The 11989-nt window shown below is 67.1% G+C and carries 12 protein-coding genes; 8 read left to right on the forward strand and 4 right to left on the reverse strand.

Annotated features, from left to right (window positions below; translation table 11 throughout):
• Positions 1-76: 76 nt before the first annotated feature.
• The 3 genes from E3C22_RS00375 to E3C22_RS00385 form a co-directional block, all read right to left on the reverse strand.
• Positions 77-712, reverse strand: a complete 636-nt coding sequence (locus tag E3C22_RS00375; protein ID WP_134759136.1) for a response regulator transcription factor — start codon at positions 710-712, stop codon at positions 77-79.
• Positions 709-2124, reverse strand: a complete 1416-nt coding sequence (locus E3C22_RS00380; RefSeq protein ID WP_134759139.1) for a sensor histidine kinase — start codon at positions 2122-2124, stop codon at positions 709-711. Before E3C22_RS00380 ends, E3C22_RS00375 begins: the two co-directional genes overlap by 4 nt.
• A gap of 250 nt (positions 2125-2374) precedes the next feature.
• Entirely contained in the window at positions 2375-3631 is a 1257-nt protein-coding gene (locus tag E3C22_RS00385; RefSeq protein WP_134759141.1) for an ABC transporter substrate-binding protein, read from the reverse strand.
• A 26-nt stretch (positions 3632-3657) separates the two neighbouring features.
• Here E3C22_RS00385 and E3C22_RS00390 point away from each other — a divergent pair, with 26 nt between their 5' ends.
• The 5 genes from E3C22_RS00390 to E3C22_RS00410 all read left to right on the forward strand — a co-directional run bounded on the left by E3C22_RS00390 (position 3658) and on the right by E3C22_RS00410 (position 8423).
• The gene (locus E3C22_RS00390; RefSeq protein ID WP_245514687.1) at positions 3658-4290 is read left to right on the forward strand and encodes a DUF3280 domain-containing protein; all 633 of its coding nucleotides are present in this window, start codon (positions 3658-3660) and stop codon (positions 4288-4290) included.
• Positions 4287-5360 (forward strand): (5-formylfuran-3-yl)methyl phosphate synthase, encoded by a 1074-nt coding sequence (locus E3C22_RS00395; protein ID WP_134759143.1) that lies wholly within the window; start codon positions 4287-4289, stop codon positions 5358-5360. The genes E3C22_RS00390 and E3C22_RS00395 overlap by 4 nt, the downstream gene beginning before the upstream one ends.
• A gap of 331 nt (positions 5361-5691) precedes the next feature.
• Entirely contained in the window at positions 5692-6342 is a 651-nt protein-coding gene (locus tag E3C22_RS00400) for an amino acid kinase family protein (protein ID WP_134759145.1), read from the forward strand.
• Between the two features lie 73 nt (positions 6343-6415).
• A complete protein-coding gene (locus tag E3C22_RS00405; RefSeq protein WP_134759147.1) occupies positions 6416-7843 on the forward strand; it encodes a DUF6513 domain-containing protein in 1428 nt (475 codons plus the stop codon).
• 4 nt (positions 7844-7847) lie between these two features.
• Entirely contained in the window at positions 7848-8423 is a 576-nt protein-coding gene (locus E3C22_RS00410) for a DUF447 domain-containing protein (protein WP_134759149.1), read from the forward strand.
• Between the two features lie 85 nt (positions 8424-8508).
• Here E3C22_RS00410 and E3C22_RS00415 read toward each other — a convergent pair whose 3' ends face one another.
• On the reverse strand, positions 8509-9162 hold the full coding sequence (locus E3C22_RS00415) for a hydrolase (protein WP_134759151.1): 654 nt from the start codon (positions 9160-9162) through the stop codon (positions 8509-8511).
• 150 nt (positions 9163-9312) lie between these two features.
• Here E3C22_RS00415 and E3C22_RS00420 point away from each other — a divergent pair, with 150 nt between their 5' ends.
• The 3 genes from E3C22_RS00420 to E3C22_RS00430 all read left to right on the forward strand — a co-directional run bounded on the left by E3C22_RS00420 (position 9313) and on the right by E3C22_RS00430 (position 11988).
• The gene (locus E3C22_RS00420) at positions 9313-10242 is read left to right on the forward strand and encodes a LysR family transcriptional regulator (protein WP_134759153.1); all 930 of its coding nucleotides are present in this window, start codon (positions 9313-9315) and stop codon (positions 10240-10242) included.
• A 238-nt stretch (positions 10243-10480) separates the two neighbouring features.
• On the forward strand, positions 10481-11020 hold the full coding sequence (locus tag E3C22_RS00425) for a 2Fe-2S iron-sulfur cluster-binding protein (RefSeq protein ID WP_167591575.1): 540 nt from the start codon (positions 10481-10483) through the stop codon (positions 11018-11020).
• Positions 11017-11988: an FAD binding domain-containing protein gene (locus E3C22_RS00430; RefSeq protein WP_134759157.1), complete on the forward strand. Its 972-nt coding sequence runs from the start codon at positions 11017-11019 to the stop codon at positions 11986-11988. The genes E3C22_RS00425 and E3C22_RS00430 overlap by 4 nt, the downstream gene beginning before the upstream one ends.
• Position 11989 lies beyond the last annotated feature (1 nt).

Below are 11989 nucleotides of genomic sequence, written 5' to 3' on the forward strand. Positions count from 1 at the left end.
AGCACCAGCGTCCAAACTGGTAGCTTATGAAATCGCCACCCGGCAACGGGACAACTTCCCGGAAACCGGCGGCCGATCAGTCGCCGCTGTCGAGCATCCTGCCGCCCTTGGTCTCGAGGGCAAAGCGCACGAGATCGGAGGTGCGCTCGACGCCGAGCTTCTCCTTCATCCGGGTCGAGGTGTTGGCGACGGTCTTGTAGGCGACACCGAGCCCGTCGGCGATTTCTGACAGGCTCTTGCCGTCGCCGAGCATGTGGAGGATCTGCAACTCCCGCCGGGTGAGATCGCCGACGCCGGTCTCCCGCGTCGCATGGTCCTTCATCAGCGCCGCGGTTTCGCTGTCGACATAGGGCTCGCCTGCGACAGCTTTCTCGACCGCCACCAGCAGCTCGTCCGACGGCGCGCTCTTGGAGACGTAGCCGAGGGCGCCGTCGCGCCTGGCCGAAACGGCATAGACGACGTCGGAATACATCGAGAAGACGACGATCCGCGCCTTCGGATCGTCGGCCCGCAGCCGGCGCAGCACGTCGAGCCCGCTGCCGTTCTTGAGGTTGATGTCGAGGATGGTGACGTCCGGCCGCATGTTGCGGAATTCGCGCAGCGCATCGGAGGGGCTCTCGGCCTCGCCGATCTCGGTCACCGGGATGGTCTCCACCAGCCGTCTGATGCCATCCCGGACGACCTTGTGGTCGTCGACGATCAACAGTTTCATCGTCCGTCCTTCGCTGCGGCCATGGCGTTCGCCGCCGCCGTTTCGTCGAGTCCCAGTCTATCCTCGCGGCGAGGAGGCTCGGCAAGGCTGCGCCCGCCGAGCGGCACCGCGCCGCTCACCCGGACGCCCCGCGGCGTCTTCGTCTCCTCGACAATCATCGTGCCGCCGGCCGCCTCGATCCGCTCGCCCATGCCGACCAGGCCGAAGCCGCCGTCGCCTCGCGGCCGGGTGAAGCCGCCGCCATCGTCGATGATCGTGAAGTTCAGCCGTCCGGGATGCTCCGCAACCTCGACGGCGATCCTCGACGGATCGCCGTGGCGCAGCGCATTGGTGACGGCCTCCCGGACGGCGCGATGGACCAGCGTCTCGATGGTCGCGCCGAATTCGCCGTCGGCAAGGGTGAGGTCGAATTCGACGTCCGGGTGGCGTGGCTGAAGATCGGCGACCATCTCCTCGATCGCCCCCTTCAGCCCGAGGCCGGACGTCGCGCCGGGCCTGAGATTGCCGAGGATCCGCTTCAGCTCCCGCCGCGCCTCGTGAGCCGCGGCGGCAATCGCCCCGGCACGCTCCGCGATGATCTCCTTGCGGGGCGATCCGTCAGCCGCCGCGCGCCTGATGCTCGAGGCATCGACGTCGATGGCGAAGAGCAGCGGGCCGACATCGTCGTGAAGATCGCGGGCGAGTTCCGCCCGTTCCTCGTCCTCGAGATGGAGAAGCCGGTCGGAAAGCCGCCGGTTGCGGTCCGAGATCGCGGCGAGGCGCTCGGTCATCGCATTGAGGCCGCCGGCGAGCTCCCGCATTTCCGGCGGGCCCTCAGGTGCGACCTTGGCCGAATAGTCGCCGTCGCCGATCCGGGAAAACGATGCATGGATCGCGTCGAGCGGCTTCAGCGCCCGATCCGCCACCACCCAGACCGCCCCGAAGGCGATCAGCAGGAACAGGACGAGAAGGCCGAGAACGATCAGAAGGTCGAGCCAGGCGTCGGCAAGTTCGTTGCGCGGATCGACGATGACCGCGACGGAGGTGATCGGGGCCGAGGCCGCCGTCAGCGGCATGACGACAGTCGAGGGATCGGGAGCGAGAAGCTTCACGAACCATTCCGGCAGCAGGCCGGACTCCTTCGCCATGACCGATTCGTCACGGATGACGCCGACGGAATCGATGAGGATGACCTTCACCCGCCGGTCGCCGTTGAAGGTGCGCACGAAGCCGGCGAGCTTTCCCCGGACGTCGCGCGAGGCCGGAAGCTCGGCGACCATCTGGGCGACGCGGTTGGTGGCGACGCTGCGTGCTGCCTGAAGCTCGGTGGCGATGGTGTCGCGTGCCTGGAAGAAGGTGAGGACCGCGCCGATGACAAGGATCGCGACGAAGGCGATCGTCAGTGTCAGGGCAAGGCGGGCCTTCAGCGACATGGGACTGGCCGCCCGGCGGCAGCGCCACTCGCTGGCCTTCCCTGCCGGGACGCTCGCTGGTGAAGGTTGAGACGCATGGTGGGTCCGCATCCGACTGCAGCCGAAATGTCCGCACATCGTTGCAGGCTTGCGGCTGCGGCCGTCAACGCCTCGCCGTCCTTGGAGCGGTATCCGGGAGCGACGAGGCCGCGAGGCGCTCCGATGTCATGGCTTGCCGGTGAACCGAGCGAAACTGGATCGCGTTCGGGCGTCACTTGTCGAAGTTGCAGGTCGATTCCGGCCGGTCGAAGCCGAGCGTGTCGAGCTCCGAGACCTGATGCAGGAAGCCTTCCTGGGGCGAGGACGAGACGACCGAATCCTCGGTGCCGAGCAGCACCGGCTGGCGCAATTGCCAGTCCCAGTCGCGGAAGGTCAGGCGCTGGCCCTTGAAGGCGGCGACGGTGAAGTCCTTGGAGCGGATGAAGGCGTCGATCTTTTCCGGATCGGTCGACTGGGTCCGCGAGGCGGCCTCGCCGATCACCCGCACCGCGGTCCAGGCCTGCATGTCCTTCGATTCCATCCGCCGGCCGGAGGCGTCCACGAAGCGGTTCTGGATCTGCGCGCCGCCCCACTGCTCGCTCGCCGGATGCCATGAGCCGGGGACGAGCCCGGCGGTGCCGGCGACAGGCCGGGGGATCCAGGTCCGCCAGGGGATGTAGCTGCCGAACACCTCGCTCTCGTCGGCGACGAGCAGCACGTCGTGATCCGGCAGGTCCTGCAGGAACACCGGGATCTGCCGCTGCACGAGCGCCTGGCCGGAATCCGTCGCGCGGGCGCCGCCGGCATCCTTGAAGGTCTTTTCGGCGACGATCTTGCCGCCGAACTTCGTTGCCGAGCGCTTCAGCGCAGCCGCGAAAAGCTGGTCGTTCTCGTGCTCGCCCTCGACGAGCGCCCAGTTCCGCCACTGCTTCCACATCAGATACTGCGCCAGACCGTCGGTCAGCATCGAGCGGGAAGGCGCCGTATGGAAGAGGTTGGACCGGCAGTCGTCATTGCGCAGCCGGTCGTCCTCGGCGCCGGCATTGAGCACGATCGCGCCCTTCTCCTTGGCGAGGTCGGCGGCCTTCAGCGTGTCATCGGCGGATAGATCGGTGACAATGTAGTGGTCGCCGTCGGCGAGCAGCTTTGCGAGCGGGTCGGCGATGTCGTCCCCCGGCTTCAGCGTCACCTCGTCGAGCACGAATTTCTGGCCCATGAAGGAGCCGGTGGTGTCGTTGTCCTTGATCGCGACCCTTGCGCCGGCGAGCCCGATATCCTCGGGCGGAATGTCGAGGACCGAGAGGGCGAGGGTGGGCTCATAGGTCCGCAGATAGCCGATCCGCACCGTCTCCAGCTTCTTCTGTGCCGGGCTGGCCGGCACCTTCGCGTCGGTGCCCTGCGCGCTGGCGGAGAGCGTCAGGGCGAAGGCTGCGAGTGACGCAAGGACGAAGGGCGTCAGCCCCCGCCTGAGGCGATCGAGGTCGAGCATGGTGGTTTCCTCCCTCGCGGCGCCGCTTGAACGTCGCGATCATTGCTCCTGCCGCCGCTTGCGCTATCACTTGGCGTCGGGCACCGCACATCGCAAAACGGAGGAGCCGTATGTTTGCGCCCATGATGTGTCGCGGAGCGAACCGTTTCAGGCAAGCAAGATTTTTTCCCGTTGTTCTCCTCGCACTGGTCGCGGCGGGGCCGGCGGCGGCTGCCGAGCACAAGATCGCGGTGTTCGATTTCCAACTGATCGATTCCAGCCTGCAGGGCTCGATGCAGGGAAAGGACGCGGCGCAGGAGGCCCGGCTCGACCGCATGGCACCGAAGCTGCGTGACGACATCGCCAGCGTCGACGGCTATTCCATCGTCGACGTCGGGCCGGTCGAATCGCAGGCGGACGACGCCAATCTGCAGAGCTGCGGCAACTGCGCGCTGAAATTTGCCGGCGAGGTCGGGGCGGATATCGCCGTCGTCGGCACTGTCCAGAAGGTGTCCAACCTGATCCTCAACATCAACGCCTATGCCTTCGACGTGAAAAGCGGCAAGGCCGTCGCGAGAGGCAGCGCCGACATCCGCTCCAACACCGACGAGAGCTGGGATCGCGGCCTGCGCTACCTGTTCGAAAACACCTTGAAGAAGCAGCTGGAGGCGGCGCATTGACGAAGCTTCTGGCGAGCGTCACCGGTCCGGGCGAAGCCGAAGCCGCGCTGTCCGGCGGCGCCGACATCATCGACCTGAAGGATCCGGCGCAGGGTGCCCTCGGCGCCGTGTCGCCCGAGATCCTCGCCGCGACCATCGAGCGGGTCGCCGGCCGGCGGCCGGTCTCGGCGGTGGCCGGCGATCTGCCGATGCAGCCGGACGCGATTCTCGAGGCGGTTCGGGCGCGGGGCGCGGCGGATTTCGTCAAGATCGGCCTCTTCCCGTCCTCGCGGGACGAGCGGCTGGCGGTGATCTCGGCACTCGGCGACGCCGCCCGAAACGTCCGGCTAGTGGCGGTGTTCTTCGCCGACGGCGATCCGGATTTCACCCTTCTTACGCCGCTCGCCGAGGCGGGCATTCACGGCGCGATGATCGACACGATTGAGAAGGGCAAGGGCGGCCTGCTCACAAGGCTTTCGGTCGGAGCCCTTTCGGGCTTCGTCGGCTCGGCGAAGACGCTCGGGCTGATGACCGGGCTCGCCGGTTCGCTGGAGGCGCCGGACGTGCCGCGTCTGCTCGCCCTCGAGCCGGACTATCTCGGCTTTCGCGGCGCGCTGACGGTCGGGGCCCGCGGCGACGCGATCGACGAAGCGCGGGTGCGCCGCATTGCCGGGCTGGTCGCGGGGAAGTCGGCGGCCGGCGCGATGCCGGGCGCAGCATCGCAGGGTGACGGCCTCGACCGCATCTTCGTCCGCGACTTCGTTCTCGACATGGAGATCGGCGCCTATGGCTATGAGCATGGACGGCGCCAGAAGGTCCGCTTTTCGGTCGAGGCGCTGATTACCCGCATCGACACGCGCAACGACGACATTGCGGAGGTCTATTCCTACGACCTCATCATCGACGCCATCCGCGCGCTGGTCGAAGCAGGCCATACCGCGCTCGTCGAGACCCTCGCCCTCGATCTCGCCGGGACGCTTCTGAAGGACAGCCGTCTCTTCGAGGTGACCGTGCGCGTGGAAAAGCTGGAACTTGGCCCCGGCGCGGTTGGCATCGAGATCCGCCGCAGCCGCGCCGATCCTTCCGGATGAGGCAACCCGGATGAGGCAACGCCTCCGGGGACAGCTTCGGCAGACCCCGGGCGGCTTCGCGCCCCGCTTGCCATGCCGCCGGCGCAATGCTGTCCCGGCATCCATGAGGCAGATGATCTTGCGCCTTGTCGTTTCCTGGCGTTCACTGCGCTTTCACAAAAGCCGCCACCGCGTTCTGCGACCTGGGCGCGATGTCTCGCTCTCTCGACGAAACGCTCGGCGCGTCCATTTGACTCGGCAATCGGCCCGCAGAGGCCGGCCAAAAAGCGGGGCAATTGCGCCGGTTTCGGCGCCTTCGCCCGGGAAACGCCAGAAAACGGGGCAGGGCACCATGGGAAAACGTCAGCAACTTCTTGTCGTCAAGCTCGGCGGCAGTTCGGCTTCGTCGCCGGATCTCTACCGCTGGGTGAAAGCGCTCGAACAGGCGAAGATCCCGATGGTCGTCGTCCCCGGCGGCGGGCCCTTCGCCAACACCGTCCGGCGCTACCAGCCGAAGCTCGGCTTCGACGACCGCGCCGCCCACGAGATGGCGATCCTCGGAATGGAGCAGTTCGGCCTGGCGCTGATCAGCCTGTCGAGCCGGATGGTCCGGGCGCGCGACCGCGAGGACATCGAGACGGCGATCGAGGCCGGGCGCATTCCGGTCTGGCTGCCCCGCGACGTGGCGCTGACCGCCCCCGACATCGCCCAGGACTGGAGCGTCACCTCCGATTCGCTCGCCGCCTGGCTGGCCCGCCGGCTATCGGCCCGGTATCTCTGCCTGATCAAGCAGCTCGACGTTCCGGAAGGTGCCGACGTTGATGCGCTGGTCGGCGCCAAGATCGTCGACGACACCTTCGCCGAGTATCTCGGCCCGCTGTCGACGGTTTATGTCGCCGGACCGGGGGACGTCGCCACGGCCGGCTTGCGGCTCGCCGACGGCAAGGTGCCGGGCCATCCGCTCTCGCGCCAGGGCATCGAACTGGTCGTCGCCGCCGAGTGACGGCCGCGCCGGTGACGCCCTCTTCCCGTGCGGGAGGCTTTTCAACCGCGCGGGAATGACCGACATAGCCGGGATGGCGACACCGCGACTTCTCTTCCTGACAGGGCATCTCGCCCGCCCGCGCCTCGAGCGGATCCTCTCCGGCCTCGAGGCGACGGATTTCGCCTGGGCGATCGCCGACATCGGCGTGAAGGTCGCGGCGCTCGCCACCGGCGACATCATCGAGCGGCGGCTGCAGCGGCCGGTCGAGGCCGACCGCGTCATCCTGCCGGGGCGTTGCCGGGCCGATCTCGACCGGCTCGAGGCCTCCTTCGGCGTGCCCTTCCTTCGCGGCCCTGACGAGCTGGCCGACCTGCCGGCCTTTCTCGGCAGGAAGGGCGGACCGCCGGATCTTTCGCGCCATTCGATGCGGATCTTCGCCGAGATCGTCGATGCGACCGCCCATCCGGTCGAGAGGATCCTGGTCCGGGCGGAAAAGATGCGCGACGAGGGCGCCGACGTCATCGATCTCGGCTGCCTGCCGGACACGCCATTCCCGCATCTTGAAGCGACGATCGCCGCGCTGAAGGCGGCCGGCCACCTGGTCAGCGTCGATTCCGCCGATCCGGATGAGCTCGCCCGGGCGACGCGGGCCGGCGCCGACTATCTCCTCAGCCTGACCGAGGACACTCTGGATATCGCCCGGGAGGGCGACGCCGTGCCCGTCGTCGTGCCGGCGACGCCGCACGACCTCAACTCGCTCGACCGTGCGATCGAGAAGGCTGCTGCGATGGGGATCGACGTCATCGCCGATTCGATTCTCGATCCGATCCATTTCGGCTTTTCGGCCTCGCTGGCGCGCTATCACGAGCTGCGCCGCCGCCATCCGGACATCGCCATCCTGATGGGCACCGGCAATCTCACCGAGCTGACGGACGCCGATACCTCCGGCATCACCGCGACGCTGCTCGGCATCTGCTCGGAACTTGCGATCGACAATCTTCTCGTCGTCCATGTCAGCCCGCATACCCGCCGGACGATCTCCGAGCACGACGCCGCCCGGCGCATGTTCTTTGCGGCGCGGCAGGACAACGCTTTGCCGCGCGGCTATTCGAACACGCTGCTGCAGGCCCATGACGTGAAGCCCTTCGCCGTGACGCCAGACGAACTTGCCGAGATGGCCGCGACGATCCGCGACAGGAACTACCGGATCGAGACGGCCGAGGACGGCATCCACCTCTATAATCGCGACATCCACGAGGTTGCGACCGACGCCTTCGAGCTGTTTCCGCATATCGAGGTGGACGGCGACACCGGCCATGCCTTCTATCTCGGGGCGGAACTCCAGAAGGCCGAGATCGCCTTCAGGCTCGGCAAGCGCTATGCCCAGGACACGGCCCTCGACTTCGGCGTCGCGGCGCCTCGGGACGAGGAGGACCGCACCCGGCTGGAAGAGGCGGGCCATACGCTGAAGGCGAAGAAGAAGGGAACGCCGGCCGGGGACGGCGGCGAGGGGAGGTGAGGCCTTGGCCTATATTCGCGAAACGATCCTGACGACGATCTCCGAGGCGGGGGAGGTGCACATCGCGCCGCTCGGCATCATCCAGGAGAAGGACGGCTGGGTGATCGCGCCGTTCCGGCCGTCGACGACGCTTGCCAATATCGCGGCCAATGGCCTTGCCGTCGTCAATTACACCGACGAGGCGAAGATCTTCGCCGGCTGCCTGACCGACCGAAAGGACTGGCCGCTGGCGCTGATCGAGAACTGTCCGGTGCCCCGGCTCGACGCGGCGCTCGCCCACGATGTCCTGAAGGTCGAGAGCGTCACCGAGGACGAAACCCGCCCGCGCTATTTCTGCAAGGTAATCGGCTCCGGCCAGCACAGGCCCTTCACCGGCATGAACCGCGCCAAGGCCGCGGTGCTCGAGGCGGCGATTCTCGTCAGCCGGCTGAAGATGCTGCCGGCCGAAAAGATCGAGACCGAGATCGCCTATCTGAAGATTGCCATCGACAAGACCGCCGGCCCCGACGAGGAGACCGCCTTCTACTGGCTGCTCGAAAAGGTCATCGAGCATCTGGCGGAGGTCGAGGGGACGTCCTGACGACGGCGGATCCTGCTCGCCGACGAGGCAAGGACGAGGGCCGGCCACCCGCAAGCGAGCGACGCGGCCCCGCCATCCCGTCAGCTCAGCGCTCGCCCTTCGGTGCCGGGGTATTGAGCAGCTGCTGCTCCCAGACATAGGCGATGCCGCTGCCGGCAGCATGCTGCAGGAGCACCTCGGTGAACTTTCCGGCCTGTTCGACACGCGCCCAGTCGCGCTGCCACTCGGCCGCCACCGCCAGCCAGGTCATCATGTTGGCGCCGGCGCGGATCATGCGCTGGATGGCGACCTCGTGGGCTTCCAGCGAGACGCCGCCGGAGGCGTCGGTGACGACGGTGACGTCCCACCCTTCGCCGAGCGCCTGGATCGTCGGCATGGCGACGCAAACCTCGGTCCAGAGACCGGCGATGATCAGCTGCTTGCGGCCCGTTGCCGCGACTGCCTCCACCACCTTCCGGTCTTCCCAGGTGTTGATGAAGGTCCGGTCGATCACCTCCTGGTCCGGGAAGAGATCGGTGATCTGCGGAAAGATGACGCCGCCGCGATCGGCGAGGACGCTCGTCAGGATGGTCGGCACGCCATAGCTTCTGGCGGCCTTGGCGAGAGCGGTGGCATTGTTGACCACCGTCTGGGGGTCGTGGCTGTTCAGGTTGGTGAGCTGGAACGGCTGGTGATCGATCATCACGAGAACCGAATCCTCGGGGCGAAGAAGCGAAGCCAGGCCATTTCGGAAGGTCATTGCGACATCCTTTGCTGCCGCGGTGGCGGCACGGGGTTTCCAGGAGACATGCGTCGGCGACGCCGTTGCCTGGAGGCAAATTGCCGTTCCCCTTTTTGCCGCGATAGTGCCATGATGCGGCAAGCTGCGTCGCGGAATGAGGAACGCCGAATGGACACCGAAGACCTGCACACATTCGTCGCCGTGGCCGATGCCGGGGGCGTCTCGGCCGCGGCGCGCCGTCTCGGCATTTCCAAGTCGATCGTCAGCCGGCGGCTCTTCCGGCTCGAATCCGAACTCGGCGTCCAGCTCCTCGCCCGGACCACCCGCGGCGCCGCTTTGACGGAGGCCGGCGCGACCTTTCGGGACCATGCCGCCCGGGTGGGTGCCGAAATGGATCTGGCGCGGGAAAACATCCTGCCGACCGGCGATCTCCGTGGCCGGCTGCGGGTCGCCGTACCGCTCTCCTTCGGCCCGTCGCATTTCGCCCCGGTGCTGGCGGAAATGGCGAAGGACCATCCGCAGCTTCACATCCACACCTCGTACAGCGACCGCTTCGTCGATCTCATTGCCGAGGGGTTCGATTGCGCGATCCGGGTCGGCTATCTGCCGGACTCCAACATGATCGCGAGACGCGTCGGCCCGGTGTCCGGAAAGCTCGTCGCCAGTCCGGACTATATCGCGGCGCACGGAGCGCCCGAGACGCCGCAGGACCTCGTCACCCATCAGGCGCTGATGCAGGGGACGGAAGCCTGGCAGCTGATGGATGGCGACAGGATCATCACGGTGCAGCCGCAGGGACGCTTCAAGGCCGACAACGGCACGGCCCTCACCGCCGCGGCCGTGGCGGGGCTCGGCATCGGCTATCTTCCCGACTGCCTGACTCACGAGCATGTTTCGTCGGGCAAGCTCGTCCCTGTGATGACGCGCTATCCGCCGCCGCCGGCCGGCACCTATGTCGTCCGCCCGCCAGGCCAGCATCCCGCCCGGAAGATCAGGATCCTGACCGAGACGCTGATCGCCTATTTCGAGCGCAATCCGGAACTCTGGGGCCGCGAGAACCGAGAAGAGAAAGGCCACAGACGAACACGCAACGCGTGACGGGCCGGTTGCCGCTTTGCGCGGGCATGGCTGCAGCAGTCCGCGCTTGGGGCAGGATTACAGTGCCGGGAGACAGCCGCGGCGGATCCACCTCGGTCGCTGGAACGGCGCCGCCGCGACCCGATCACTACAACCTGACTGAACACTTCGTCACCCCCACTCGAAACCATCGCCCGATGCCCTCGTTAAGGGACGGATTTCGAACCGTTCCAATCAGGGTCCCATCTCGGGAGCCTCGATGAAGCGAAACCGAAGGGCGAAACGTTCGATGAAGCTGAAGATCAACGGGGTCGAGCATGAGCTCGACATCGATATGCGCACCTCGCTGCTCGACGCCTGCCGCGACCATCTGGGCCTCACCGGCTCGAAGAAGGGTTGCGACCATGGCCAGTGCGGCGCCTGCACCATGCTGGTGAACGGCCGGCGCATCAATTCCTGCCTCACCCTCGCCGTCATGCACGAAGGCGACGAGATCACCACCATCGAGGGCATCGGCGAGCCGGGCAATCTGCATCCGATGCAGGAGGCCTTCCTCCACCATGACGGATTCCAGTGCGGCTACTGCACGCCGGGCCAGATCGTTTCGGCCGTCGGCATGCTCGGCGAGGTGGCCGACGGCTGGCCGAGCCACGCAAGCGCCGACGTCAAGGCTGGCGCGGCTCTGTCCGGCGACGAGATACGCGAGCGTATGAGCGGCAATCTCTGCCGCTGCTCGGCCTATCCGAACATCGTCGACGCCATCGAAACCGCCAGCGCCAAGATGAAGGAGAACGCATGAGACCGTTCGACTACGCCCGGGCGGGCAACGTCGCCGAGGCAGGCCAGATGGCCGGGCGCTTCATTGCCGGCGGCACCAATCTGCTCGACCTGATGAAGCTCGAAGTGGAGACGCCGGACAAGCTCGTCGACATCACCCGTCTGCCGCTGCGGGGTATCGAGGAGACCGATGATGGCGGGCTGCGTATCGGCGCTCTCGTCAGCAATGCCGACCTCGCCGCCGATCCGCGCATCCGCCGCGACTACGAAGTGCTCTCGCGGGCGCTGCTCGCCGGCGCATCGGGCCAGTTGCGCAACAAGGCGACGACCGGCGGCAACCTCCTGCAGCGCACCCGCTGCAGCTATTTCTACGAGCCATCCCAGCCCTGCAACAAGCGCGAGCCGGGCTCCGGCTGCGGAGCGATCGGCGGCTTTAATCGCATCCATGCGGTCCTCGGCACCTCGGACAAGTGTATCGCGACGCATCCCTCTGACATGGCCGTGGCGATGCGGGCGCTCGACGCCGTCGTCGAGACGCAGAAGGTCGACGGATCGACCCGGGCGATTGCGCTCGGCGAGTTCTACCGGCTGCCGGGCGATACGCCCGAGATCGAAAACGTCCTCGAACAGGGCGAGCTCATCACCGCCGTGCGTCTGCCGAAACCCTTTGCCGGCCAGCATCGCTACCGCAAGGTCCGCGATCGCGCGTCCTACGCCTTCGCGCTGGTCTCGGTCGCCGCGGTGGTGCGGATGGACGGCGGCAAAATCGCCGAGGCCCGGCTTGCCTTTGGCGGGCTCGCGCACATGCCATGGCGCGACGAGACCGTGGAAAAGGCGCTGATCGGACAGGAGCCGGCAATGGCGAATTTCGACAAGGCCGCCGACATCCTCCTCGCCGAGGCCAAGGGCCAGGGCGAGAACGACTTCAAGATCCCGCTCGCGCGGCGCACGCTGAAAGCCGTGCTCGCCGACGCCACCAAGGGAGCCTAAC

The sequence above is a fragment of the Jiella endophytica genome, assembly GCF_004519335.1.
GTDB lineage: Bacteria > Pseudomonadota > Alphaproteobacteria > Rhizobiales > Rhizobiaceae > Jiella > Jiella endophytica.

Bases quoted from the DNA above. Each gene is read 5' to 3' on its own strand.
- E3C22_RS00375 (WP_134759136.1), bottom strand. From the start codon at position 712: ATGAAACTGTTGATCGTCGACGACCACAAGGTCGTCCGGGATGGCATC.
- E3C22_RS00380 (WP_134759139.1), bottom strand. From the start codon at position 2,124: ATGTCGCTGAAGGCCCGCCTTGCCCTGACACTGACGATCGCCTTCGTC.
- E3C22_RS00385 (WP_134759141.1), bottom strand. From the start codon at position 3,631: ATGCTCGACCTCGATCGCCTCAGGCGGGGGCTGACGCCCTTCGTCCTT.
- E3C22_RS00400 (WP_134759145.1), top strand. From the start codon at position 5,692: ATGGGAAAACGTCAGCAACTTCTTGTCGTCAAGCTCGGCGGCAGTTCG.
- E3C22_RS00405 (WP_134759147.1), top strand. From the start codon at position 6,416: ATGGCGACACCGCGACTTCTCTTCCTGACAGGGCATCTCGCCCGCCCG.
- E3C22_RS00415 (WP_134759151.1), bottom strand. From the start codon at position 9,162: ATGACCTTCCGAAATGGCCTGGCTTCGCTTCTTCGCCCCGAGGATTCG.
- E3C22_RS00420 (WP_134759153.1), top strand. From the start codon at position 9,313: ATGGACACCGAAGACCTGCACACATTCGTCGCCGTGGCCGATGCCGGG.
- E3C22_RS00425 (WP_167591575.1), top strand. From the start codon at position 10,481: ATGAAGCGAAACCGAAGGGCGAAACGTTCGATGAAGCTGAAGATCAAC.
- E3C22_RS00430 (WP_134759157.1), top strand. From the start codon at position 11,017: ATGAGACCGTTCGACTACGCCCGGGCGGGCAACGTCGCCGAGGCAGGC.